This is a genomic window from Vibrio sp. R15-SG3-ISO1B (genome assembly GCF_059833835.1).
Map to the genome: position 1 here is coordinate 221197 of NZ_JCBDGG010000029.1, position 25519 is coordinate 246715.

26 protein-coding genes and 1 pseudogene are annotated in these 25519 nt (G+C 48.3%); 10 read left to right on the forward strand and 17 right to left on the reverse strand.

Going from position 1 to position 25519, the window contains the following annotated elements; genetic code table 11:
• The first annotated feature begins 26 nt into the window (after positions 1-26).
• Complete coding sequence (locus AC6R0S_RS07975; protein ID WP_500628310.1) at positions 27-647, forward strand: thiol:disulfide interchange protein DsbA/DsbL; 621 nt, start codon at positions 27-29, stop codon at positions 645-647.
• A gap of 18 nt (positions 648-665) precedes the next feature.
• The gene (bamJ, locus tag AC6R0S_RS07980) at positions 666-1139 is read left to right on the forward strand and encodes a BamJ family beta-barrel-assembly machinery protein (RefSeq protein WP_500631339.1); all 474 of its coding nucleotides are present in this window, start codon (positions 666-668) and stop codon (positions 1137-1139) included.
• An 85-nt stretch (positions 1140-1224) separates the two neighbouring features.
• Here bamJ and AC6R0S_RS07985 read toward each other — a convergent pair whose 3' ends face one another.
• The 4 genes from AC6R0S_RS07985 to nrdD all read right to left on the reverse strand — a co-directional run bounded on the left by AC6R0S_RS07985 (position 1225) and on the right by nrdD (position 6003).
• A complete protein-coding gene (locus AC6R0S_RS07985) occupies positions 1225-1905 on the reverse strand; it encodes a putative ATP-dependent zinc protease (RefSeq protein ID WP_334551810.1) in 681 nt (226 codons plus the stop codon).
• 73 nt (positions 1906-1978) lie between these two features.
• Positions 1979-3160: an amino acid aminotransferase gene (locus AC6R0S_RS07990; protein ID WP_500637644.1), complete on the reverse strand. Its 1182-nt coding sequence runs from the start codon at positions 3158-3160 to the stop codon at positions 1979-1981.
• Positions 3161-3310: 150 nt separating this feature from the next.
• Positions 3311-3781 (reverse strand): anaerobic ribonucleoside-triphosphate reductase-activating protein, encoded by a 471-nt coding sequence (gene nrdG, locus AC6R0S_RS07995; RefSeq protein ID WP_500631342.1) that lies wholly within the window; start codon positions 3779-3781, stop codon positions 3311-3313.
• Between the two features lie 101 nt (positions 3782-3882).
• Complete coding sequence (gene nrdD, locus AC6R0S_RS08000) at positions 3883-6003, reverse strand: anaerobic ribonucleoside-triphosphate reductase (protein ID WP_500631343.1); 2121 nt, start codon at positions 6001-6003, stop codon at positions 3883-3885.
• 297 nt (positions 6004-6300) lie between these two features.
• On the opposite strand from nrdD, the gene AC6R0S_RS08005 reads away from it, so the two are divergent.
• Positions 6301-7203: an endonuclease/exonuclease/phosphatase family protein gene (locus AC6R0S_RS08005; RefSeq protein WP_500631344.1), complete on the forward strand. Its 903-nt coding sequence runs from the start codon at positions 6301-6303 to the stop codon at positions 7201-7203.
• 31 nt (positions 7204-7234) lie between these two features.
• Here the strand turns inward: AC6R0S_RS08005 and AC6R0S_RS08010 are convergent, their stop codons facing one another.
• The 5 genes from AC6R0S_RS08010 to AC6R0S_RS08030 are packed head-to-tail and all read right to left on the reverse strand — an operon-like array spanning position 7235 to position 12751.
• Positions 7235-10390 carry an efflux RND transporter permease subunit gene (locus tag AC6R0S_RS08010; RefSeq protein ID WP_500637645.1) on the reverse strand — a complete coding sequence of 1052 codons (3156 nt, stop codon included), beginning with the start codon at positions 10388-10390 and terminating at the stop codon, positions 7235-7237.
• A gap of 18 nt (positions 10391-10408) precedes the next feature.
• Positions 10409-11455, reverse strand: a complete 1047-nt coding sequence (locus AC6R0S_RS08015; protein ID WP_500637646.1) for an efflux RND transporter periplasmic adaptor subunit — start codon at positions 11453-11455, stop codon at positions 10409-10411.
• Positions 11456-11499: 44 nt separating this feature from the next.
• Complete coding sequence (locus AC6R0S_RS08020; RefSeq protein WP_487902882.1) at positions 11500-11958, reverse strand: DUF6691 family protein; 459 nt, start codon at positions 11956-11958, stop codon at positions 11500-11502.
• A gap of 15 nt (positions 11959-11973) precedes the next feature.
• On the reverse strand, positions 11974-12393 hold the full coding sequence (locus tag AC6R0S_RS08025; RefSeq protein WP_500631955.1) for a YeeE/YedE family protein: 420 nt from the start codon (positions 12391-12393) through the stop codon (positions 11974-11976).
• 46 nt (positions 12394-12439) lie between these two features.
• Positions 12440-12751, reverse strand: coding sequence for a metalloregulator ArsR/SmtB family transcription factor (locus AC6R0S_RS08030; protein WP_500631956.1), 312 nt, complete (start codon positions 12749-12751; stop codon positions 12440-12442).
• 184 nt (positions 12752-12935) lie between these two features.
• Between AC6R0S_RS08030 and AC6R0S_RS08035 the strand changes: the two genes are divergently transcribed.
• The 3 genes from AC6R0S_RS08035 to AC6R0S_RS08045 all read left to right on the forward strand — a co-directional run bounded on the left by AC6R0S_RS08035 (position 12936) and on the right by AC6R0S_RS08045 (position 15033).
• Positions 12936-13121, forward strand: coding sequence for a YgaP family membrane protein (locus AC6R0S_RS08035; RefSeq protein WP_334551801.1), 186 nt, complete (start codon positions 12936-12938; stop codon positions 13119-13121).
• 12 nt (positions 13122-13133) lie between these two features.
• A complete protein-coding gene (locus AC6R0S_RS08040; protein ID WP_500637729.1) occupies positions 13134-13262 on the forward strand; it encodes a hypothetical protein in 129 nt (42 codons plus the stop codon).
• A 67-nt stretch (positions 13263-13329) separates the two neighbouring features.
• On the forward strand, positions 13330-15033 hold the full coding sequence (locus tag AC6R0S_RS08045) for an FAD-dependent oxidoreductase (protein ID WP_500637647.1): 1704 nt from the start codon (positions 13330-13332) through the stop codon (positions 15031-15033).
• Between the two features lie 54 nt (positions 15034-15087).
• Here AC6R0S_RS08045 and AC6R0S_RS08050 read toward each other — a convergent pair whose 3' ends face one another.
• Together AC6R0S_RS08050 and AC6R0S_RS08055 are read right to left on the reverse strand one after the other, a co-directional pair.
• Positions 15088-15423 (reverse strand): thioredoxin family protein, encoded by a 336-nt coding sequence (locus AC6R0S_RS08050; protein ID WP_500637648.1) that lies wholly within the window; start codon positions 15421-15423, stop codon positions 15088-15090.
• A 141-nt stretch (positions 15424-15564) separates the two neighbouring features.
• On the reverse strand, positions 15565-15948 hold the full coding sequence (locus AC6R0S_RS08055; RefSeq protein ID WP_500637649.1) for a hypothetical protein: 384 nt from the start codon (positions 15946-15948) through the stop codon (positions 15565-15567).
• A gap of 382 nt (positions 15949-16330) precedes the next feature.
• Here AC6R0S_RS08055 and AC6R0S_RS08060 point away from each other — a divergent pair.
• Positions 16331-16816, forward strand: a pseudogene (locus AC6R0S_RS08060) (rhodanese-like domain-containing protein); the annotation flags it as partial.
• Positions 16817-17033: 217 nt separating this feature from the next.
• Here the strand turns inward: AC6R0S_RS08060 and AC6R0S_RS08065 are convergent.
• Positions 17034-17939, reverse strand: coding sequence for a LysR substrate-binding domain-containing protein (locus AC6R0S_RS08065; protein WP_334551798.1), 906 nt, complete (start codon positions 17937-17939; stop codon positions 17034-17036).
• Positions 17940-18047: 108 nt separating this feature from the next.
• On the opposite strand from AC6R0S_RS08065, the gene dkgB reads away from it, so the two are divergent.
• From dkgB to AC6R0S_RS08080, 3 genes are all read left to right on the forward strand, one after another.
• The gene (gene dkgB / locus AC6R0S_RS08070; protein ID WP_500637650.1) at positions 18048-18845 is read left to right on the forward strand and encodes a 2,5-didehydrogluconate reductase DkgB; all 798 of its coding nucleotides are present in this window, start codon (positions 18048-18050) and stop codon (positions 18843-18845) included.
• Positions 18846-19004: 159 nt separating this feature from the next.
• Positions 19005-19529, forward strand: a complete 525-nt coding sequence (locus AC6R0S_RS08075; protein ID WP_500637651.1) for a hypothetical protein — start codon at positions 19005-19007, stop codon at positions 19527-19529.
• Positions 19530-19625: 96 nt separating this feature from the next.
• Complete coding sequence (locus AC6R0S_RS08080) at positions 19626-20615, forward strand: Gfo/Idh/MocA family protein (protein WP_500637652.1); 990 nt, start codon at positions 19626-19628, stop codon at positions 20613-20615.
• A 38-nt stretch (positions 20616-20653) separates the two neighbouring features.
• Here AC6R0S_RS08080 and AC6R0S_RS08085 read toward each other — a convergent pair whose 3' ends face one another.
• From AC6R0S_RS08085 to AC6R0S_RS08105, 5 genes are all read right to left on the reverse strand, one after another.
• Entirely contained in the window at positions 20654-21133 is a 480-nt protein-coding gene (locus tag AC6R0S_RS08085; protein ID WP_500637653.1) for a heme-degrading domain-containing protein, read from the reverse strand.
• Entirely contained in the window at positions 21130-22185 is a 1056-nt protein-coding gene (locus AC6R0S_RS08090; RefSeq protein ID WP_500637654.1) for an oxidoreductase, read from the reverse strand. Before AC6R0S_RS08090 ends, AC6R0S_RS08085 begins: the two co-directional genes overlap by 4 nt.
• A 153-nt stretch (positions 22186-22338) precedes the next feature.
• On the reverse strand, positions 22339-22992 hold the full coding sequence (locus tag AC6R0S_RS08095; protein WP_500634052.1) for a DUF3047 domain-containing protein: 654 nt from the start codon (positions 22990-22992) through the stop codon (positions 22339-22341).
• A gap of 127 nt (positions 22993-23119) precedes the next feature.
• Positions 23120-24208: a ribosome small subunit-dependent GTPase A gene (rsgA, locus tag AC6R0S_RS08100; protein ID WP_500637655.1), complete on the reverse strand. Its 1089-nt coding sequence runs from the start codon at positions 24206-24208 to the stop codon at positions 23120-23122.
• Positions 24209-24480: 272 nt separating this feature from the next.
• Complete coding sequence (locus AC6R0S_RS08105) at positions 24481-25515, reverse strand: methionine synthase (RefSeq protein ID WP_500634054.1); 1035 nt, start codon at positions 25513-25515, stop codon at positions 24481-24483.
• Between the last annotated feature and the right edge of the window lie 4 nt (positions 25516-25519).

Genomic DNA, 25519 nt, shown 5'->3' on the forward strand with positions numbered 1-25519 from the left:
AGCCTGCGCATACAGAGATAGTCATAATGAACAAACTCCTTACTCTGACACTCGTCATACTGACATTTGGCTTAGCCGGATGCAGTGAGTCAACCGAACCCACCGAAGGCAAACACTACGAACCACTCCCCGTTAACCTCTCCACCTTCCGAGTGGAGCCCGTTATTGAAGTGTTCTCTCTACATTGTAGTCACTGTCGTAAAATGGAAGAGGCGCTACCTGAACTTGAACAATTGGTCGGCCAGTCGTTTGGCAAGGTGCACGTCACGTTCAATGAAAGCGCACAAGTGGGTGCGATGATTTACTACTCCGCGCAAATGCAACTTGGTCATACACCGGATCACGCAATGATGACGGAACTGTTTGCCGCTGCGCAAATGGGGGATGGCGCATCGTTAGATGACAAGAAACAAGCGATTGATGCGGCGTTTGAAACTCGCAACTTAACCAGCCCTTACAATCTCGATAATGATCAGCAAAGTCAGCTGTTTAAAAAGATCGAACGCGCGCATGAGATGACCACTCAAGGGCAGATCAATGCGGTGCCAATGTTCATCGTCAAAGGCAAGTATCGCATCCTTACCTCTGCCCACAGCGATATTGCCGACATTGCCAATACGATCCAATTCTTACTTGCTCAACCTTAACTCTGTCAGGACGTTACTATGTCTAAAATTATCATTCCTATCGTTATCGTGGTTCTCGCGGTGTTTTTTGTCTATCGTACTTGGACGAATAGCAAAGCGGCCGAAGCTAATCTTGCTGCTGGCGAGGCATTTTTGGCTGAGAATGGCCAAAAAGAAGGCGTTATCACCACCGACAGTGGTCTTCAATACCAAGTACTCACCAAAGGTGACGGGACGGTATTCCCTACCGTGGCAAGCACAGTAAAAGTGCACTACCACGGTAGTTTGATTGACGGCACGGTCTTCGACAGCTCTGTCGACCGTGGAGAGCCTATCAGCTTTAAACTTGGTCAAGTGATCAAAGGGTGGCAAGAAGGACTGACTTACATGAACGTCGGTGACAAAGTAAGACTGTTTATTCCAAGCGCATTGGCGTACGGAAAAAGCGGCACTGGCCCTATCCCACCCGCAGCGACACTCATTTTTGACGTTGAATTGCTGGCCATTGACTAAGGCAAGGTCATCTAACCGAGTCTCTTGTGATAATCCATAAAAAAAGCCGCTAAGCGGCTTTTTTTCAGCTGACAAACATAGCGTTTTACTTGTGTTTGTCTTGAATAAACGTACGGCTGACATCGACAACGGCAATGTCTTTAAAGAAGCTACGACCAAGAAGTATTGGGTAGGTCAAGTGCGTTCTGTCGGCTAATGTGAACTCTGTTTTTTCCTTCACATCACCGATTTGAATCCAGCCCTCAACCACTGCGCGCTTTTCAGACTCTTCAGAAGTTGATTGGCGAATTTTCACCCAGCGCTGAACAGGCAAAGCAATTTCTCTGCTTTTTACACCCTCGTGTTCAATTTTGAACTTGACCCAATCCTTTCCGTCACGCTCAAACGGCAACACCTCTACCGCACTGATTGATGACGTTGTCGCCCCAGTATCGATACGCGCTTTAAAGCTCGCTTCTAGTCCGGGCACATACACCCACTCTTGTTCACCAAGCATCAACTTACCATCCGCCGTTTTCTTCGGCGATTCTGTCGGCTTAGGTGCCACTGGTTTTTCCGGTTTAGGCTCAGGTTTGACCTCAGGCTCTTGTGGTGCAGTCGGCTCTGGCTCCGAGGTGTCTGGTGACGTCACCTCTGGCGTTGTCACTTCCGGCTCCTGCGTTTGTGGCGTTTGCTCAGGCTCAACCACTGATTCACCCGTCGTTGAACACGCCACCAATCCACCACTCAATAGTAACGGCAGGACGATTTTCCATGTTTTATTCATTGGACCACCTAATCTTGTCAACATGGCCGCTCATCTTGAGCGGCACTCGCGAGTTTTCAATACGCAGATGTCTTTACGCGACACGAACGATAGCGTTGGCAACGTATGGGATGTCTTTTTCCGTCAAACCGGCAATGTTAATTCGACCATCGCCTACGCCATAAATGCCATATTCTTCACGAAGTTGCGTCATTTGCTCTTGGCTAAAGCCTAGCACAGTGAACATGCCTTTGTGGCTCTGAATAAAGTCGAATTGTGACGTTCCGTGGCTATTTTTCAGTTCATCACACAATGCTTTGCGTAGGCTAACCAAACGTTGTTGCATCTGTGACAGCTCTTGTTTCCAGACTTGGGTCAGCGCGTCACTGCCCAAAATGGTTTTCACTAGCGCCGCGCCATGATCAGGCGGCATGGTGTAAGTGGAACGCGCGAGGGTCATCAACTTGCCTTTGGCGTTGTCCGCTTCCTGCTTAGTGTTTGCAACCACAATCGCCGCTCCCGTGCGCTCACGGTATAGGCCAAAGTTTTTCGAGCATGACGTGGTGATCAACATCTCTTCCACGTTGTCTGCCATGTAGCGAAGACCTTTCGCGTCTTCCTCTAACCCATCGCCAAAACCTTGATAAGCGATATCGACAAACGGGGTAAAACCATTTTTCTGCGACAGCTGGGTGATGGCCTGCCATGCGTCAAAATCGATGTCAGCACCCGTTGGGTTATGGCAACAGCCGTGCAATAACACGACGTCATCTTTTCCAGCGGTGCGCAGATCCGCCATCATCGCATCAACGTCGACTTGCTTAGTGTCACGGCTAAAATAGCGGTAGTGACGTACTTTCAGCCCCGCCGCTTCCATCACAGGTTTGTGGTTCACATAACTTGGATTAGAAATCCATATTGTTGTATTTGGCTGCGCCACCTTCATCAAGTCACCCAGCATACGCAGAGCACCGCTCGCACCTGGGGTTTGAATAGCAGACACGCGATCCATTGCCGATGTGCCCGTCAACAGCAGATCAATCATCGACTGGTTAAACTGCTCACAGCCCGCAAGGCCAACGTAAGATTTGGTGGTTTGCGTCGCGACGACAATATCTTGGGCTTGTTTAATGGCTTGCATTACAGGGGTTTCACCTGCGCTGTTTTTATAAACGCCAATGCCAAGGTCTACTTTTTCATCACGAGGATCGTTGCGGTACGCAACAGAGAGAGAAAGAATCGGATCCAGCATAGGTGCTGGTAATTGAGAAAACATGAAAGTCACAACCCTTTGAAATTCAAGATGGCTGACAACTTATCATTTAATCCTACTTTCTAGAAACTATTTTGTGAGCGATAGTTCAATTTCATCGATTGCTTTTGTAAATTTTCACATACAGTTAACAATGAGCCCTACCCCAAGGTATTACTGCAATTTGAACGTGTGGATGATTTGATTCGCGCTACCCCGCCATTCAAGATTAAGATCGCGCTGCTCTTGAATGTATTTGCCATCGATTAAGGTATCAATGTACTGCGTCACTTCACGCTGCGCATCATCAAGCTCTGCTAGGGAATACCCCGTCCAGACCCAGATGTCTTTTCCCGGGCACTCGGCGCGTACGCGTTTGACCAACTTAAGGATTTGCGGCACGTTAGCAGGGTGGAGCGGATCCCCACCGGACAGCGATAACCCTCGGCGCTTGATACGTGGATCGTTAAGATCAGCGATGATTCTATCTTCCGCTTCTTGAGTGAACAACACTCCTGAGTCCAAACGCTGAGTAGACTGATTGTAGCAGCCTCGACACTGATGCACGCAACCTGAGACAAACAAGGTGCATCGCGTGCCAGGGCCATTGACCACATCGACGGGGTAATATTGGTGATAATTCATCGCTCTTTCCAAAACAAAAGCCGCTAACTAAACACGAAACAAAACAGAGGACAAAAGAAGCCAGTCAAACTGGCTTCTTATCAGCTTGTCTAGGTGGCCACTTACAGATGCTTAACGCGTCGTTTTACTTCTTCTTGCTTGCCGAAGTTGAAAGGTCTGGCGTCTGGGCTACCAAGATAACCACACACGCGGCGCGTCACTGATACTTTGGTCGAGTCGTGGTTGCCACAGCTTGGGCAGGTAAAGCCTTTGCTGGTACAGTCGAACTCCCCGTTGTAGCCACACTCATAACACTCGTCAATCGGCGTGTTGGTGCCGTAGTAAGGCACGCGGCTGTAGCTGTAATCCCAGACGTTTTCGAGCGCTTCGACGTTGCGCTGCATATTCGGGAACTCACCGTAGCAGATGAATCCACCGCTTGAGATCTCAGGGTATGGCATTTCAAAATCAATTTTATCGTACGGGTTAACCTTTTTCTCCACATCAAGGTGGAAGCTGTTGGTGTAGTAGCCTTTGTCCGTCACCCCTTCAATCACACCGTACTCTTTGGTATCGATTCGGCAGAAACGGCTGCACAAGTTTTCACTTGGTGTGCCGTATAAGCTGTAACCGTAGCCAGACTCTTGTGTCCACTGATTCACTGCTTGTTTAAGATGCTTAATGATGTTAAGCGCTTTTTCACGCAGTTCACTGTTATCGTACACATGGGTTTGATGGCCAAAGAGCGCATTCACTGTCTCGTGGATACCAATGTAACCAAGTGAAATCGAGGCACGACCGTTTTTGAAGATGTTCGCAATTGGCTCATCGGCACCTAGTCGGATGCCACATGCCCCTTCCATATAGAGGATAGGTGCGACGCGCGCTTTGACATTCTCTAAACGTGAGATGCGTGTTTCCAACGCACGGCGTGCCAGTTTCAGCTTGGCATCCAGCAGTTGGTAGAATTTGCTCTCATCGCCGCCCGCTTGAATAGCGATGCGTGGCAAGTTGAGGCTCACAACCCCCAAGTTATTGCGCCCTTCATGAATCAGCTCGCCATTTTCTTCATAGGTGCCCAAGAAGCTACGGCAACCCATCGGCGTTTTAAATGACCCAGTCACTTCGACGACTTTTTCGTAATTCAAGATGTCGGGATACATACGCTTCGATGCACATTCCAACGCCAATTGCTTGATGTCGTAGTTCGGATCGCCCGCTTTGTGGTTTAAGCCATCTTTAATACCAAATACCAATTTTGGGAACACTGCTGTTTTGCGGTTTTTACCCAATCCGGCAATACGATTTTTCAAGATGGATTGTTGGATAAGGCGTGAGCCCCAACTGGTGCCTAAACCAAAACCAAAGGTGACAAACGGTGTTTGCCCATTGGCGGTGTGCAGGGTGTTCACTTCATATTCCAACGATTGGAAAGCGTCATAACACTCTTTTTCAGTGCGCGCACGCGCAAACGCCTCAGGATCATGAATATCCCACTCTTTGGCGATCTCTAGGTGCTTGTCATAACTCGTCATCACGTACGGTTCGAGCACCTCATCAATACGGTTGATGGTGGTGCCGCCGTAGATATGGCTAGCAACCTGCGCGATGATTTGCGCCGTAACTGCGGTCGCCGTCGAGATCGATTTCGGTGTATCAATCTCTGCGTTACCCATTTTAAAACCGTGGGTCAGCATGCCTTGCAGGTCAATTAGCATGCAGTTGAACATTGGGAAGAACGGCGCGTAATCTAAATCGTGGTAGTGAATGTCGCCCGATTCATGAGCTTGAACAACATCACGGGGTAAAATGTGGGTTTTCGCGTAGTGCTTCGCAACAATGCCTGCCAAAAGATCGCGCTGAGTTGGGATCACCTTGCCATCTTTGTTGGCGTTTTCGTTGATGAGATCAACATTGCTCTCTTCAATCAGACCTTCAATTTCACGCGTCAGTGCACTTTGTTTTTCACGCGCGATGTCACGGTCATGGCGGTACTCAATGTAAGCACGCGCGAGTGACTTATACGGCCCCTGCATCAACTCGTTTTCAACTAGGGTTTGGATTTCATGGATGTGGACTTCATCGTGATCGCATAATTGCAGCTCGATCGCTAACGCGACATTGAGTGCGTAGATGGCAATTTCTTTATCAACGGTATCGGCGGCGGCTTCCACTGCGGCTTGTATACGATCTCGGCTAAATGGCGCTCTTGAGCCATCCCGTTTGATTACGATTGGTTTCACCTTTTCTCCTTACCCAGCATACTCACAGAGTTATCCACAAACACACTATATAGGGTTAATTTCTATTCGATCAATACTATATATTGTGGCGTATTTAACGAGATAGGCACCATGAAAGTATTGATTTTGATCAATAAAAAACGCCCCTAGCGTAAGATCAAAGCGTTCTAGTGGCACCGATCAAAATTAGGAAGGAAACGATGAAAACATTCAGATTTGAGATAAATTCGCTTGCAATTTTCAGAGCACTTATAGGATAAAGGATGAGTCAAATTCATGGATAGGGTGACGCTAACAATGCGCGATTGGACCGCCTCTTTTCTCTCACTCAGAGCTTACGTGCTACTTGTCGCCTTGGTTGGTTCCATCGGCTCAAGTCATGCTCTGACGTTAGCCAGTTGGAATATTGAGTGGCTTAGCTCTGACCCTAGCGATCGCTTTGAAGCGTCACTGCGTTCTGCGCAAGATTTCGACGCTTTAGGTCGTTATTTTGCCCAAATCGATCCCGACGTGCTCGCCTTTCAAGAGGTCAATGATGAACAAGCGCTGCGCAGCGTTGTGGGTTCGGGCTATCAAATCTGGTTGTCGGATCGCTCGTTAGAGCGCCATCAAGACGCCCAGTTTGGTGCGATTAACCAATATACAGGGTTTGCGGTGAGAGCGGGTATAGAGGTCGTTCAACGTGACGACATCATACTGGTGGACCAAGCTCGCAGCCGACTGCGCTTTGCCGCTTATCTGGTGCTTAACCCGCAAGGCCATCAACCCCTGCACCTTCTTTCGGTGCATTTAAAAGCCGGTTGCAGCGGCGCGTATCGTGATAATCGAGATTGTCGCCTTCTTTACACTCAAGGTGAGAGCTTAAACGCGTGGATCAGTGAACGTGAAGCAAACCAAGAGGCTTACCTCATCATGGGCGACTTTAACCATAATCTAGCGTTTAAAGGCGACTGGCTTTGGCGCACCTTGACAGAGGGCACCAAAGCGCAATTGGCGAGCGATCGTACCGCAGCGCAATGCGTCGTGCGCTCTAACAAACAAGCGAATAAAACCCATAAGTTTCGCAGCCTAATTGACCATGTCATCGCCAGCCCATCGCTTACTCTGGCCATGCCTTATCAAGTCACCTATAAAACGAGTGACCTCTTCCAATATCGTCTTAGCGATCATTGTCCGATGGTCACTCGCATTATCGACTAATTTTGGTTATCCCCTTGGCTTTAAATAGTCGTTAGCGAGCAAAGCGATGTTTCATCGCAACGTAGTACAGCACGGGGATCACCAACAACGTTAAGATGGTAGAAACGAAGATCCCGAAAATCAAACTAATGGCGAGACCATTAAAAATCGGGTCATCGAGAATGAACACCGCGCCAATCATCGCAGCCAGTGCGGTTAACATGATGGGTTTAGCGCGAACCGCCGCCGATTGAATCACCGCTTCTGCAAACTCAACGCCCTCTTCGACCTGTTGATTAATAAAGTCCACCAAGAGTATCGAATTACGTACGATGATGCCTGCTAGCGCAATCATGCCAATCATAGAGGTCGCGGTAAATTGCGCGCCGAGCAATGCATGACCTGGCATCACACCGATGATGGTCAGTGGAATCGGCGCCATAATGATCAGCGGTACCAAATAGGATTTAAACTGCGCCACTACCAATAAGTAGATCAGAATCATACCAACACCATAAGCAATGCCCATATCGCGGAAGGTTTCGTAGGTAATGGTCCACTCGCCATCCCAACGCACTGACACGCCATTAAGTCCATCAGGTTGCGCGACGTAGTATTGCTCTAGGGTCATCGCCTCATCCAACTTACCGACTAAGTCGAACATGCCGTACAGCGGGCTATCCAACTCGCCAGCCATATCGGCGACCACCATCACCATAGGCACCATGTTTTTTCGTACTATATAGGCTTCCATTGGCAACACGTTGACGCTCACGAGATCCGAGAGCGGAAACGCTTGACCATTTTGGCTGCCGACCTTCATGTTCAGCACTTGCTCTAAGCGCACTTTAGCCTCTTCACTGGCTTGAATCATAATGGGCACTGGGTATTTACTGTGCTCGCTGTGCAGATAAGTCACAGGCTTGCCACCCACCGCCGTTGCCAGCGCATCGACTATCGACGCATACGGCACTTGATAATGCGCGGCCTTACTTCGATCAATCGCCACCTGCCATTTTTGGTGATGTTCGGGCAGATACATGTCAACATCAACGATGTCCTCTGTCTCACGGAAAATTGCTCGTATCTGCTGTGCGGCTTGATGACGAATGGCATCGGTTGGCGCGTAGACTTCTGCCAATATCGGTGACCAAACCGGTGGCCCCGGCGGCACTTCAACCACTTTAACTTTGCCCCCAAAGCGCGATGCAATCTCATTGAGCACTGGGCGCACCTCACCAGCAATGGTGTGGCTATCTCGGTCACGATCTTTCCTATCCACCAAATTCACTTGAATATCGCCTTGATTCGGTTGATTGCGCATAAAGTAGTGACGAACCAAGCCATTAAAGTTGATAGGCGCCGCCGTACCCGCATAGATTTGATAGCCAGTGACTTCAGGCACCTCCTCGAGCGCTTGTCCAAGTTCAAACAGTACGCGCTGCGTCCGCTCTAGCGGCTCACCCTCTGGCATATCCAGCACGACTTGAAACTCGGATTTGTTGTCAAAAGGCAGCATCTTCAACACCACCGATTGCACCACTGGCAGCAGTACCGAACCAGCAATCAGCGCCAATATCGCCAACAATAACAACCAACGATTGCGACGCTGTGCTCTGGCGGTGACAAAAGGGGCCATAATGCGATGAAACAGTGATGAGCTCGCACCGGTAGCGTCTTCGTGATGGGCGTGTTTGAGTAGATGATGCGCTAGCCAAGGTGAGAGCACAAAGGCGACCGCCAGTGAAATCAACATCCCCATAGACGCATTGATTGGAATTGGGCTCATGTATGGCCCCATCAATCCGCTCACAAACGCCATCGGCAGCAATGCCGCGATCACGGTTAAGGTTGCTAAGATGGTCGGTCCACCGACTTCATCGACGGCGACGGGGATCAATTCATCAAGTGATTTTTTGCCCATCGACATATGGCGGTGAATGTTTTCCACCACCACAATCGCGTCATCGACCAAAATACCGATTGAGAATATCAGGGCGAACAGTGACACGCGATTGAGGGTAAATCCCCAAGCCCAAGACGCAAACAACGTGATCATCAAGGTCACCACAATGGCGATTCCGACGACGATAGCTTCACGCCAACCCATGGTCAGCAAGACCAGAATCACCACCGCCGCCGTGGCGAACGCCAGTTTGCCAATCAACGTATTGCTTTTGTCCGCCGCGGTTTTACCGTAGTCACGTGTTATTTCAACCTTAATGCCTTCGGGAATCAGTTGATTCTTAAGTGCGTCTAAACGCGCTTCAACGGCTTTCGCGACGTTGACTGCATTCTCACCGCTTTTTTTTGCCACCGCGAGCGTGACTGCGGGATGCAAGCCCTCTTTTGAGCTCGTCCACACCTGCTGCGTCGGCGTGTTAGTGCCTAAGCTAACCGTAGCAATATCTTCTAAATAGACGGGGGTTTGGTTATACAACCCGACCACTAGCTGTTTCACCTCTTCAACGCGTGAAAGAAATTGGCCGACTTGAACTGGAAACTGTTGATTTTCATGGGTCAAGCTCAGCATGGGTGAGCTTTGATTCGCGGCGGGCAAATGCTGATTGAGCTGATCCAAGGTGATATTAAAACTGTTCATCTTTACAGGATCTAAACGCACGTCAACAATGGTCTCGTGACTGCCGACTGTATAGATGTCTCGTGTCCCTTCAATGCGTTTAAGCTCAGTTTCTAATCCGTGTGCTACCTGAGTTAACTGCTGCTGATCGAGCTTCGCCGATGGGCTGGATAAGGTGATACTGACGATCGGCACATCCTCAATCCCTTTGGGTTTAATGACGGGCTCACCGACACCCACGCCCTGCGGCATCCAGTCTTTATTGGAATAGAGTTTATTATAAATGCGCACGACAGCGTCGTTACGGCTAACGCCAACATCAAAGATCGCGACGATCATCGCGCCATCGGGCTGCGAGAAGGAGTAGATTTTATCAATACCCTGAATTTCAGAAATGATCTGTTCTGCGGGTGTGGTGACTAGGCTCTCCACTTCTGCGGGCGTTGCGCCGGGGAAGGGAATATACACATCCGCGAAGGTGACATCGATTTGCGGCTCTTCTTCTTTGGGAGTGATGATAACCGCAAACAGGCCCATCAATAAGCCCACCAACGCCAACAATGGCGTCATGGCTGAGTTTTGAAATGCTGCGGCAATACGGCCTGAGATCCCTAGCTTATGTTCCATGCGACTTTCCCCCTGCCCTTATTGCTGCTGGCTTAATGTGGGCAGGGTCGCGTAGATCGCGTCTCCCTCTTCCAACCCAGACAGCACCTCAACGTACTCGCCCACTTGTTGACCTAAACGCACTGGGTTAAGCACCGGTCCGTTCTCACTTTGACGGTAAACCGCACTTAACTCGCCTCGGCGTACTACCGCCTCATTGGGAATCATTTGTATGACGCGTTCACCGAAGCGAAACTCAGTTTTCACCCACATTCCCGGCACCAAGGCGCTCGCATTAGCAGGCAAATCTTTGCTGTCGGGTAAATCCAAACGAATTTTGAAGGTGTGAGACGTGGTGTCGGCATAGCTGAACAAGTTATAGGAGGTGGGCGCGACGCGCTCGCCATTGGGTGCCATCACATCAAATTGAGAGACATCCTTAACAAGTGGTTGATAGAGCTGAGGAATTTGCGTTTCAACGCGCAGGCGATCTAAAGAGAAGCCACTAAGTAGTGGCGACCCTGGCGCAACGGTTTCACCCAGTTCGACATGACGCGCTGTGACCACGCCGTCATAAGGCGCTTGAATACTGGTGTAGCCAAGGGACTCTTTTGCCTGAGCGACACTTGCTTGCGCCGCTTTCACTGACGCTGCAGTGCTGCGCGCACGCGCTTCTGCGCTGTCCATTTGATCTTGAGAAATCGCCCCTTTCGGGAAGAGTTGACGATACCGGGCAACCTGAGCTTGCGCCTCACGATTAAGCGCAATCGCACTAGCCAGTTGTGCATTGGCGGCATCGAGCGAGGCCGATTGTTGCACCGCGCTGATTTCAAGCAACACTTGCCCTTGTTTAACGACATCATTGACATCAACGTGCAGGCTCACAACTCGCCCAGACGTCTGAGCGGCGACGGTTCCTTGATTGACGGGTTGAATCACGCCATCTAAATGGACACTCTGCGCCATCGGAGCGCGTGTGACCGTGTACAAGGTGTCATTCTGGTTAGCCATGCTCACATAAGAAAAGCCCATCAGGCTCACGGCCAGTGTAGACGTGACTACAGAGAGTTGAAATGTCCTTTTCATGATCGCCGCTCCTTTTTTTGAGGGGTTATGTATCAGTGTAAAACTTAAGCCAGTTGAGACTGTGACTTGCGGCTGTTTTTAAAACAAATCATTAGGTTAGTGGCCCCTAGACCAACCATCATGCTGGCAAAAAAGATCCACACGCCCACGTTACCTAAACCAAGACTGGCCATTGCAGGTCCTGGGCAAACGCCGGCTAGCCCCCAACCCACGCCAAACAGCGCAGCGCCGCTTAACAATCGACCATCAATCTGCTTACTTTTTGCTAGGCAAAAGGTCTGTGCTGCGAGCGGCTTTTTCTTGGGTTTAATCAACAAAAAATAGCTCGGCATAAACACCAACAAGGCGCCGCCCATCACAAACATCAAACTTGGATCCCACTGACCCGCGATGTCCAAAAAGCCCAGAACTTTGTTTGGGTCTGCCATACCCGACACCACCATGCCCATGCCAAATAACACGCCTGCCAACAGTGACGTTAGACGAAAAACAACTTTATTCATGAGAAGATCCTAGGGTTATACAAGGTGGAATCGAACAAATACCGTCAGCGCTGCCACGCCCATAAAGACGCCAGTCGCGACCATTGAACGCTTAGACAAACGGCCAAGGCCACAAATACCGTGCCCACTGGTGCAACCGTTGCCAAGGCGTGTACCCACTCCAACAAGCAAACCGGCGAGCGCCAATCCTGTCGCACTGGTTGAATAGACCGTCACCACATCGTCAACAAACAGCAAGGCTGCAAGAATACCGCCCGAGACCATGCCCACCGCGAAAAGCAATCGCCAAGAAAAATCGTTCGATTTCGGCGTAAGTAGCCCCGTCATGATGCCGCTAATGCCCGCGATTTTTCCGTTAATCAGCAACAAAATCGTGGCTGAAACCCCAAGTAACATGCCTCCTGCTAACGATTCCCAAGGAACTGTGAACGCCATATTTACCTCTAAATGTTGTATATATTAATGTTGGGTTTACCCTGTGTTATCGAGCGCAAAAAATCGTCTCTAAACTCTGAATAAGTTGAATCACTCGCGCATCTGCCAAGGAGTAGAACACCTGTTGGGACTCTTTACGCGCCTGTATTAACCCGTGCTTACGCAGCACAGTAAGATGTTGAGAGAAGGCGGATTGACTCAGTGCCGACCCTTCTTGCAACGCCCCAACGCCGACTTCGCCTTGCGTCAATTGACATAAGACCATCAAACGCTCTGGGTGAGCCATGACCTTGAGTAGCTCAGAAGCCTCAACCGCATTTTGTTGCATTTGGCTTAGATTCAATGTTTGTTCACTCATGACACACCTATTATTTTGCAATGGAATGCTCTCTAACGAATGGCTTGATAATAAACTCTAACCTAATTTAGTCAATACTAATTTAGTATTTTTGCAATTAGGCAAATAAACATTAGACTTTTCTAATTTAGAGTTCTATAGTACGAGGGTTTCATCACGAAAATGATTCGAAGGGAGAACGATCATGACGTTAGAAAATGCTATTCGTGTACTGGCAGGCAGTATGGTTCTGCTCTCGGTGGTCCTGACCTTCACCGTCAGCAGCCACTTTGTTTGGCTAACCGTGTTTGTTGGCGTTAACTTGATTCAAAGCGCGTTTACAGGTTTGTGCCCTGCCGCTTTCTTTTTGAAAAAACTTGGTTTTCACTAATCGGAGTCACCCATGACTAAAATTGTTATCGTAGGCGGTGTTGCAGGTGGTGCATCTGCGGCTGCTCGTGCTCGTCGCCTTAGCGAGGATGCTCAAATCATCATGTTGGAACGTGGTGAGTTTGTTTCGTTAGAAAAGTAAACAATAAACCACTCTTTTTGGGGAGTGTCTATTGCTTACCTTTTTATAGGATTTGGAGTAACCAAGAATGACAAAAATAGTAATCGTTGGTGGTGTTGCTGGCGGTGCATCAGCTGCGGCACGTGCTCGTCGCTTAAGCGAAGATGCTGAAATCATTATGTTTGAACGAGGCGAGTTCGTATCGTTTGCGAATTGTGGATTACCATATCATATAGGCGGAGATATCACGGAAAGGGCTAACCTTCTTCTTCAAACTCCTCAAAGTTTCCTTGCACGGTTTAATGTTAATGTAAGAACCATGAGTGAAGTGGTTAGCATCGACAAAGAAAAAAAGTTTGTTACTATCAAAAATGTACTAGACGGTTCTGAGTACACTGAAAGCTATGACTTTCTACTGCTCAGCCCAGGTGCAGGCCCAATTGTTCCACCTATCCCAGGAATTGATAATCCCCTAACCCATTCTCTGCGGAATATCCCAGATATGGATAAAATTATTAACACAATAAAGATGAACCGTCCTGAACATGCGACAGTTGTAGGTGGTGGTTTTATCGGATTAGAAATGATGGAAGCATTCCATCAGCTAGGTATTAAGACGACATTAGTTGAGCTTGCTGATCAAGTAATGACACCAGTCGATCGTGAAATGGCTGGCTTTGCTCATGCTGAGATCAAAGCTCATGATGTCGACCTTCGCTTAGGCGTTGCTCTAGAAGCTGTAGAGTATGTACAAGAGCCTCATGTCCCTAACTTAGAAAGTGGTGAAACTGATGAGCATGCTCATATTCAGGGGCACCTCAATCTAACTTTAAGCAACGGAGACATGATCAAGACAGAAGTACTTGTGATGGCTATCGGTGTACGTCCTGAAATCAAACTAGCCCAGGATGCTGGTTTGAGAATTGGTGAATTAGGCGGCATCTGGACAACGCCTAGCATGCAAACAAGCGATCCTTCCATTTATGCGGTAGGTGATGCGATAGAAGAAGCTGACTTCGTTACTGGCAACCCTACCCTTGTTCCCCTTGCTGGCCCAGCTAACCGTCAGGGACGCATGGCGGCAGATAACATGCTTGGTCGCAATGAAACTTATCAGGGAACTCAAGGTACTGCTATTTGTAAGATTTTCGATCTAGCGATTGCTTCTACTGGTAAAAATGAAAAAACACTGAAACACGAAGGTATTCCATATAAGAAGGTTTATGTTCACACTGCAAGCCATGCAAGCTACTACCCTGGCGCAGAAATTGTTTCATTTAAGATGCTTTACTGCCCAGATACTTTAAAAATACTCGGTGCTCAAGCTGCGGGTAAAGATGGTGTTGATAAGCGTATTGATATCATGGCGGTGGCACAACGTGCTTGCATGACTATCGATCAACTTCAACATCTTGAACTGACTTATGCTCCACCGTTTGGTAGTGCGAAAGACGTAATTAACCAAGCTGCATTTGTAGCCAACAATATTGAGAAAGGTGATATTAAGGCTATTCAGTTTGAAGAGCTTGAAACACTGACTGAAGATCAAATCGTTCTTGATGTGCGCACACCAGCAGAGATTGAAAACTTCGGTACATTACGCGGCTCAATAAATATTCCTGTGGACGAACTTCGTAACCGTATGAACGAGCTTCCAAAGGATAAAGAAATCGTTGTTCTTTGCGCTGTTGGGTTACGTGGTAACGTCGCTTGTCGCCAACTAACAAATAATGGTTACAACGCTCGCAATGTAGTTGGTGGCTATAGAACTTACATGTTCTCAAAGGCTTAAGTTGTGCTAATTCTTAGGGGAGCCTATCGGCTTCCCTAATTATTTCTAGCTACTCTATACTAAAGTCCATCTGTTAGTTAGATCTTTAATAGTCTGCCGCCCATACATTATTTCTGTCACTTGGCCCTCTTTGAAAACAACATACGCAGGAATACTTCTTAGTCCTAATCGTTCAGATATGGATTTCGAAGCCTCAACATCAGATTTCAGAACAACCGCCTTACCCTTCAGCTCAAAGGCCGCATTGATCAGAGTACCTTCCATTACCCGACAAACAGAGCACCAATCCTCTGAGATTGCTAACAATACATCGTCATGCTTTTTAACAAGCTCTTTTAAATGGTTCTCAGTTTCAATTCGAATGACGTCACTCATGAAATCTAGATTCATTTTTTGTCCTGTTAACCTTCATTGAAATAATTTGGTCTAAGCTTACGTCAGCATTATCCAATACTCGTTACCACGTAACGTAAGCAAGTTCATGTCGAAATATTCCGAGCCTGGCTCGGGATCGACTCTAATGCATTGTTTTTATAAAAAATCACCTGCAAAATCTATTGCCGCAATGTCAGAATCATTTAGCCGCAGTTGATCTACCAACTCATACACCAATGCCTTTGTTTCCTCTTTAGGCTCCCTGTTGTTCTTACATTTAATTTGGTTAACTTCCAACCGTAATTTGCCTTCTGATTTCACTTTCAAATCGACAGTTACTCTTTCGGGTACTTCCATTTTGAACGCAAGGTAGGTTCCAGCAGCAAACATCGAATGAAAACTGACGATACATTGTTGCTGTTCCACCGACTCCTGAAGTAGCTCATCATAGTTGTATATTTGTACAAGCCTATCATCGCCACCTTCAAAAATAACAGGAAAAGGAATATCCGCATCATCAGGCCTAGTAGTACGGCTCAAAATGCGCTGTTCAGTTCATCGGCCATGTAATGCCACCAAATCATCATATTAGCTCAATTCCCGAATAATGGCTTCAGGGTTGCCAATTCCCTTACACCACACCAACCTAATAGAATCCTTAACATAACCGATTTGATTTCAAATCTTTCGCCCTTCGTCTTCAACAAGCCCCCTACCCAGATTTTACCTAGCAACATTGGTAAAATCTGGTCGGACAATTAAAACCAAGTCATTAACTACAGGATATTATCTGAATTGAAGATAATCTTTCGTTTCTGAGTTCAGATACAGCTCGATGTAAACCAACTCTTGTCCCGTTTTATAGTTGAGTTGAAACTTATCCAGAAACCTTAGAGCAGCTCTACTCCCATCAAAACCTAACAAGATTTTGGGCGCACAAGCGGTCGGTAAAGATGGCGTCGATAAACGCATTGACGTGATGGCGGTAGCTCAGCGCGCAGGTATGACTGTCGATCAGTTGCAGCACCTTGAATTAACTTACGCCCCACCGTACGGCTCGGCAAAAGACGTCATCAACCAAGCCGCGTTTGTTGCCAACAACCTAATCAAAGGCGACAGCAAAGCGATTCACTTTGATGAAATCGACAACCTCACAGAGGACCAAGTCTTGCTTGACGTGCGTAACCCAGGTGAGTTGGAATCAGTCGGTTACATCGATGGTGCGATTAACATCCCTGTCGACCAGTTGCGTCACCGCATGAACGAGCTACCTAAAGACAAAGAGATCGTTATCTACTGTCAAGTAGGGTTACGCGGTAACGTGGCCTACCGTCAATTGGTCAACAACGGCTTTAAGGCGCGCAACCTACTCGGTGGTTACCGCACCTACAAGTTCGCTACGGCCTAAGTTTTTATTCCACCACGTCAACACTGTCTTGGGGAGCGAATGGCTCCCCTTTTTTGTTTCGTTACCTACACAAGCCACCATATCGTGTCGCCACCGTCTGAGCAAAAACAGGCACACCGTACCTAGTAAGATAGCACTGATCATCCATTGCTCTCGGTTCATTCCTAGTTCCAGCATTATTTGTCCTTGTGATTGATGGTGCGAGTAGGCATCGGCATTACAAAAAACGTCCCTCTTGCACTGTCACTTCTTTCTTGACGAAATCAATAAAAGAACTGATGCGTCGTGACGTAGCAGAGTTACGGTAATAGACAGCGTGAATAGGCTGACGAATGTCTTGTGAAGCATCTGTAAGCAATTCAGTGAGGGCACCACTCTGCCTATCTTGATAAGTCATGAAGTCTGACAAGCACGCGATCCCAGCACCGTGCAGTGCTAAGGCACGAATCGTTTCCCCGTTGTCCGAACGTAGATTACTCGTGATCTTGATGAGCTTGTTACTGTCATCAAGCAATGGCCAATCTTTTAGCGACTCCGGGCGGCTAAAGCCCAGCAATTTGTGCGACAGCAGATCTTGAACACAGTTAGGTTTGCCTTGTGCTTCAATATACGCAGGACTGGCGAGAATGCGTATACGGCTATGGCCAATAAACGTGGCTCTGAGCGTTGAATCTCTTAGTTCTCCGATGCGAAACGCAATGTCGGTCTTTTTGCCGACCAGATCGATGTTCTCTTCATTGGAATTTAACTCAATCTCCACATCAGGATACGTTTGCTGATAGCGAGCAATTAATGGCGTCAGCACATGCAAACAAAAAGGGGTCGCGGCATTGATTCTCAACAATCCTGATGGTTGTGTTTTTTGGCTGGTCAGCTGCGCTTCCGCCGCTTCTACCTCATCCAAGATTTGCCGAACTTTGGCGAGGTAGACCGTCCCTTCACTCGTCACATCTAGCTTTCGCGTTGTACGATTAAGCAGCGTCGTGTCGAGTTTCGTTTCTAAGCGCGATACGGTGCGACTGACAGCAGAGACCGTCACCGACAATACTTGTGCAGCATCGCTGATCGAACCCACATCCACTACAGTCACAAACGTCTTCATCTCATCGAGGGTCGCTTTCATTGTTTACCAATTATCAAATTAGATTTTCTTTTTGTTAACTATACTGCAAGAAATAGGCACCGTACATTAGTCAGCACACAAACCCTTCCTTTAAAAATAGGAGTTCATATGGCAGTTCCCACTTTCGGTGTCGGCACATTTCGTCTGACAGGAGACACAGTAAAACAATCGGTCAAACACGCGCTCGACTTGGGCTATCGCGCCATTGATACAGCGCAAATCTATGGCAATGAAGCGGATATTGGAGAGGTGATCGCGGCAAGTCATCTGTCTCGTGAATCTCTATTTATTACCACCAAGATTTGGGTGGATAACATGAGTGAGGCATCACTTATTGCTAGCCTTCGAGAGAGCCTTAAGAAACTCAACACGGATTACGTCGACCTCACTCTGATTCATTGGCCGGGGACAGACAAGAATATCGAGGAGTACATGAAGACGCTGATGGAAGCAAAGACGCTTGGTCTGACAAAACAGATTGGCGTGTCGAACTTCAATATCGACCTGCTTCAGCAAGCGATTGATATCGTCGGTGTCGATCACATTGCCACTAACCAAATTGAACTGAGCCCTTATTTGCAAAACAACAAACTGGTTGAATTCATGCAACACCAAGGGATTCAGGTGACGTCATACATGACGCTCGCCTACGGCAAAGTGCTTCACGATGAGGTCATCAAACAGATCGCGGTTGAGTGCAACGCAACCCCAGCACAAGTTACACTCGCTTGGGCGCTAAACAAAGGCTACGCTGTGATCCCTTCATCGACCAAGCGCGATAACTTAGCCAGCAACCTTGAGGCGCAAAAGCTAACACTGAGTGATGATAATATGGCACGCATCGACGCATTAGAAAGAAATGGGCGTGAAGTCGACCCAGATGGGTTAGCACCCATCTGGGATTAGTCGGGTAATAGCGTCGGAGATCTGTTTTCTCTAAAACGCCGTCCTCACACAAACCATTACACGCATTGGGTTTGCACCATCAAACCCTTTGCTTTTCAACGCTATTGATATATAAACTAATGCATTGTTTTACCACGTTATCCTTGCCTTTCCTTTTTTATGTTACTCACCCTTGTTATTTTGTTGGCTATCGTCCTTACCGCGCTGCTGGCGCACTACTATCACTCCGAATCTGTACGTAGAAAAAGTCGCCAAGACGCAAAGCAGACGCTATTGCTGCGCTCCAAACGCATTAAACAGACATTCAAAGGCCACATAGAACGCTTTTGTGCCCTTGATGCCCTAACTCCAGAAACAGAAATGGCCGTGCTCCGTTTAGCCAACCTGTTTTTCGTTTTTCAACCGGTCAACAGCCACACGGTTGAGCAATACCAAGAGACGTTAAACAACTTGGTCAAGACGATTGATGAGCGAATTGATGCGGCCCAAGAGACATCACTGGACATGCTGAGTGCCGATCTTGAGCGATTTGCCGCTTCACTGCCTAAAGCGAACAGTGCTTATACTGCCAGCTTCTATCGTAACGACTTACCTGCGATGATTTATCACCTCAGCAATCAGACGACCACTTCCGTGAGTGATGAGGCCGCCATGAAACCTTCACCAGAAATGGTCACCGAGTAAGGTAAGCAGTTGAGAGTGCTCACACTCTCGTTTGTGTGCGCATGAGCTGCCTAATTAATACGCTATAGTGCAGACTGCAAAGAGAAAGGAGAACTCATGTCAGCCACTCACACTCAACCCGTCATGAAATGGGGCGTGATTGCGCCGGGTCGCATCGCGCATAACTTTGCCAAAGGGATCAGTGTTGTCGACGATGCCTGTATCACAGCCGTCGCCAGTCGAGATAAACAGCGCGCAACGGCGTTCGCTGAGCAGTATGGAATCGATCGCATATATTTGGATTACGCCGAGTTAATTCGCGACCCCGACATCGATGCCATCTACATCGCCACACCTCATGCGTTTCACTTTGAGCTAGCAAAACAATGCTTGTTGGCCCGAAAACCGGTGTTATGTGAAAAGCCATTGACGATGAATGCCGCGCAATCACAAGCGTTGGCGAGCCTCGCTTTAGAACAGTCCACTTTCATCATGGAGGCGCTGTGGTCGAAATTTCTCCCTGTTTGGCGAAATATGAACACATGGTTGGCGCAAATTGGCGAAGTGAAACAGGTTCACTCGAGCTTTTGTTTTAAGGTGGATGTTGACCCAAATGATCGTTTATTTGATCCCTTGCTTGGGGGTGGCGCGCTGCACGACATTGGCATTTACAATATCGCGCTATCGAACCTCCTATTTGGTCAAGCGCCGTGTGACTGGAAACTGAGCGGCGATGTCGGGCAAACAGGGGTGGAAGAAACGGTTAATGCACTTTTAGATTATGGTGACGGCCGACATGCCACCTTTCATTGTAGCTTCCATGTGGATGAGCCAATGGTGATGCAAATCTCAGGCACTCATGGACGCATTGTCATTGATGCGCCTTTCTTTGGTGCCCAATCTGCCACGCTCTACGCTGACGATAACGCCCCTGAAACCTTTCAGGTCACCCATCACGGCGGTGGGTTTGAATACCAGATTCGTGAAGCCATGGCATGCATTCGCAGTGGCCAAGTATTTAGTGAGATTCACCCTCTCTCATCAACGCTAGAGCACATGCGTATTATTGATCAAATGCGCGCTGAACTGGGCATCCCAACGCCCTAGCATAAGACTGTTCGCCATCAGATTTAGGTCACCTAGATTTAGGTGACTCTTGAACAATTCGCAAAATAGTCACTCAACACCTCAATCACTAACTGATGATCGTCAGCTTGAGGTAACCCCGAGACCGTGATGGCACCTACAAGGCCACAACCTCGAATTCGAATCGGGAATGACCCACCATGCGCACAGTACTGAGTCGCATCTAGGTGCGCTTGGCGTTCAAAATCTCGCTGCTTTTGCGCATTGTACTGACCTAAGTAATAGGAGCTGTGGCCAAATCGCATCACAGAGCGGCGTTTGCGCATCGCCCAGTCTAGATTGTCGGCTGTGCTTCCGGGCATGGCGAACTGAAAGATGACCTGTTCAAATGCATACACTTCAACCAGCACAGCCGCCGACTGCGCTTCGGCACGCTGTTTTAACGCCAGCCCCAGCTCCCATGCTGTCTCATTGTTAAAGCGTTCAAACTGAAGTTGAGCTTCTTGCTCTAACAATACCTCTATTGACGCTTGAGTCATTGATTCCACTCCCATTGATCTTCCAGTGCTAATGTTTGCCCTAAGCGACTGCTCTGCATCGCTAATTCAATCAGGCGAATCGTCACTAGCGCTTGTTCGGGCGTTACCGGGACTGGCGTGTTGTGTCGAATGGCGCTGGCCATTTGCTCAAAATAGGTTTGGTATTGACCCGAAAAAGTGTCAATGCGCTCAGAGCCTTCACCGTGATAAAAACGCCCAAAGTGCGCCTCACTTTCTTGGCCCCAGCTTAGGTCTAAAGGTGTCATTCCTGAAATTAGCTGAGACTCCTGCGGATCAAGACCGTATTTTTCATAGCTGCCCTGTGTGCCCTTAACGCTAAAACGATGGTTGGGGCCCGCACTGAACATATCGCCATGAAGTACTGCTAATCGGTTGGGGTAATGAAGCGTAACGTTGAAGTAATCCACCGTGGTGCTCGATGGACGCAGCATTTTGCAATGAGCACTGATCGCCTCTGGTAAGCCAAACAGTTCAAGCGCTTGATCGATAAGATGCGAGCCAAGATCGAATAAAATACCGCCGCCATCGGTTGCCTGTTCACGCCAGCGAACGCGCACTTCGGGTCTGAATCGGTCAAAGTGAGACTCGAAATGTTTAACGTCACCCACTCTGCCCTCTTCAATAAGGGATTTAACGGTTAAAAAGTCTCCATCCCAACGTCGATTGTGGTAAACACTGAGTAGACACTGATTTTGTTTCGCCAAATCAATCAACGCCTGACCATCTTGCACATTCGTCACAAACGGCTTCTCAATGATGACGTGCTTCCCCTTTTCCAATGCTAATTTCGCTAACGGAAAGTGTTCACTGTTGGGCGCGGTAATAATCACCAGTTCAGCGTCAGATTGAGTAAGCATCGCCACGGCGTCTGTAAAGTGCTGGACGTTTGGCCAATCTTGGGCCACCTCCGCCTTACTGGTGCTGACAGCAACAAAATCAAAGGCTTCTAAGCTGGTAATAAACGGGATGTGGAAGGTTTTTGCAGAAAAGCCGTAGCCCACTACAGCAGTTTTGATAGGAGAAAAAGTCATAGCACTACTCGGTCAATTATGGAGATTACCCATCTGGGGTCAAATGGGAGATCTGAGGTTCGTCGTTTATGAACAACCGATTCTATTCGACATCCATCACTCATAAAACCCCAAAAACATTCATCACTAAAATTCCATGGTGACAAACATTACTCACTGTTCTGTAAACCTTATTTCACCATAGAACGCATGGGCTTGCTCGCCACTATTGTCCGTATCGGTCATAATAGCAATGACATCAATATACTGGTACGCGCGGGCGTTATCGATATCACTACCCTTGTCGCCAAAGTAGGTGATGAAGTCTTGATAAACGTTACGCTTTTCATCATGCCATAAGCCAAGTTTTGCCTCGTGGTCTTTCACCGCTAACATTTTGACCCTTTCACCTGCATAAGCATTATCCCAAGAAGTGCCTTCACTTTGTGAGCTCGACCAAACGTAGTTGAGCGCTTGTGAGCTTAGTCCCATCAAGCCCTTTTCCATCACAAGATAAATCCGCGCGGCATAATCATCCCCTTGTTTGCTGCGCTCGTCTAATCTGGTGAGTGCTTGGTCCACTTTCCATCGCCAATGGATCATCGGTGTCTGCAAAAGATCAACACGCTTAGCGATTACCCAGCCAGACGCACTCTCTTCACTGACTGCTTGCAGCACTGAACCACCTAGCATTGGCTGATATTGAGTATTGCCAGAAAACACTTTTTCACGCCACGTTGAGTCATTAATCTCAAACGGCGGTAATGTCACATCAGCGCTGACATAAAACGCGCTGCTGAAAAGAAAGAAGCCAAGTGAAGATTTCATGGATAACACCAATATAGAGTTGAGGTGATAACTTAGTGTAATCACCATTTAATAACGATACGATCAGCATGAAACGGCCGCTGCCTAATTTCAAGGAGGCATTTCGCCTCCTTGATGCTTATCGAGATTACACCCCGTTTCTGCGTTTTTGCTTTTCTCCCATCACCCGTCGCACCATTTTGCCAAATTGTTTACTTTTTGCGCGTTGCTGCGCAAGCGTGGCGCCGTTGTGGGCCTGCTCACGTAAGAGCTTTTGGTAGTTGTGAAAACGGCGTTCATCCAACTCACCATTGGCGATAGCTTGCTGCACGGCGCAGCCCGGCTCACTTTGATGCTGACAATCACCAAAGCGGCACGCTTTAGCCAAGCTCGCTACGTCTGCAAAAGTCTCACTCACGCCATCTTCACAGTCCGCCAGTTGAATTTCTCGCATTCCCGGAGTATCGAGCAAAACCGCGCCCGAGGGCAGAAAGTGAATCGAGCGCGAAGTGGTGGTGTGCCTACCCTTGCTGTCATCCTCACGGATACCTCCGGTCGCTTGCTCCTGCTCTCCTAGCAAGGTATTGACGAGCGTGGATTTCCCCACCCCAGACGATCCGATAAACGCCACCGTTTGGCCTTCGCCGCACCAGCTCATCAAGCGACTTACGCGGTTAGCGTCAAGCGCATTGACACTCTCAACCATGAGAAATGGATCCAATTGCTGCACCTGTTGGCGCAGCGCCGCTTCATCCTCGCACAAATCGGCTTTAGTCAGCACGACTACGGGCTCAACCTTGGCTTCATTAACAAGGGCAAGGTAGCGCTCAATGCGGCTTAGGTTGAAATCATAGTTAAGCGAACAGACGATAAATACGGTGTCCACATTGGCAGCAATCAGTTGCTGTTCGACCTTTGTCCCTGCGGCTTTTCGGCTAAACAGGCTTCGGCGTTCAAGTAGAGACGAGAACTGTTGCTGACCATCCAACACTAGCCAATCGCCAACGGTCATCGCTGGCAATGAACGGGTGATCGGTAAATGATGCTCTTGATAGCCGTCACTTTGTTGGCTTAGCACCACGTAACCACTGCGATGATGTGCGATGACGCGAGCCCAGCGAGTATCATCGTAATCGTCTAATGAGATCTGCTGCTGAAAAAATGGCTTCCAACCGAGACGTTTAAGCAAATTCGGCTTTTTGTTGGCCGCGGTTAAAAAAGAAAATTTTGTATTCATGATTGAATTATCCCAGACGCAACAATGCGCCTTAATACATAGAGCATTAGGGTCTAATTCGGATAGAGTTGACCCCGGCGATACCGGGCAAAGAAGGGGAACTGTGGATTGTCCACAAAGAGCGATTTGGCGGTTTACCCTTTCACTGCCCAGTTGCTGTTCATCATTACAATCATCTTGTGTCCTCGCTTTAGGTGAAATAACGCGCTGAATATAGACCTCAGTGGTGAGGCTGTCAAACCCAGCGCATACAATCCGAGCTCAACAATGCGTTACGCCGATGCGACTAACTCGTCTCGGACTATTTTGGCGCCGTCACTCAATGCTTTGAGCTTGGCAGCAGAGACCTCGCGAGGCAAAGGTGCCATGCCGCAGTTGGTACAAGGGTACAGCTTATCGGCATCGACATATTTGAGCGCTTCTCTGAGCGTACTTGCGACCGCTTCTGGCGTTTCAATGTCATGAGTGGCGACATCAATAGCGCCCACCATCACTTTTTTGCCTCGAATCAATGATAACAACTCAATCGGCACACGTGAGTTGTGGCACTCCAGTGAGATAATATCGATGTTTGATTGCTGCAACTTAGGGAACACGGCCTCATACTGGCGCCACTCGCTGCCCAACGTTTTTTTCCAGTCAGTGTTGGCTTTGATACCGTAGCCATAGCAGATGTGCACCGCGGTTTCACATTTAAGCCCTTCAATCGCACGTTCTAAGCAGGCGATTCCCCAGTCGTTCACGTCATCGAAGAACACATTAAACGCGGGTTCATCAAACTGGATGATATCGACACCTGCCGCTTCAAGCTCTTTTGCTTCTTGATTGAGGATCTTGGCAAACTCCCACGCCAATTTCTCACGGCTTTTGTAGTGCGCATCATACAAGGTATCGATCATGGTCATCGGCCCAGGCAGTGCCCACTTGATGGGTTGGTCAGTTTGCTGGCGCAAAAATTTCGCGTCCTCGACAAACACGGGTTTGATGCGACTTACCGGGCCAACCACGGTTGGCACGCTTGCTTCATAACGATTACGAATGGTCACGGTTTGACGATTGTCGAAATCCACCCCACCCAAATGCTCAATGAATGTAGTGACAAAGTGCTGGCGCGTTTGCTCGCCGTCACTGACGATAGTAACGCCCGCGAATTGCTGCTCTTGCAAGGCAACACGCAGAGCATCGCGTTTTCCATCTTGCAGCGCTTCCCCTTCTAACTTCCACGGGGACCAGAGTGTCTCCGGCTCGGCAAGCCATGACGGTTTAGGTAAGCTTCCCGCAGTTGATGTCGGTAGTAATGTTTTCATCGAT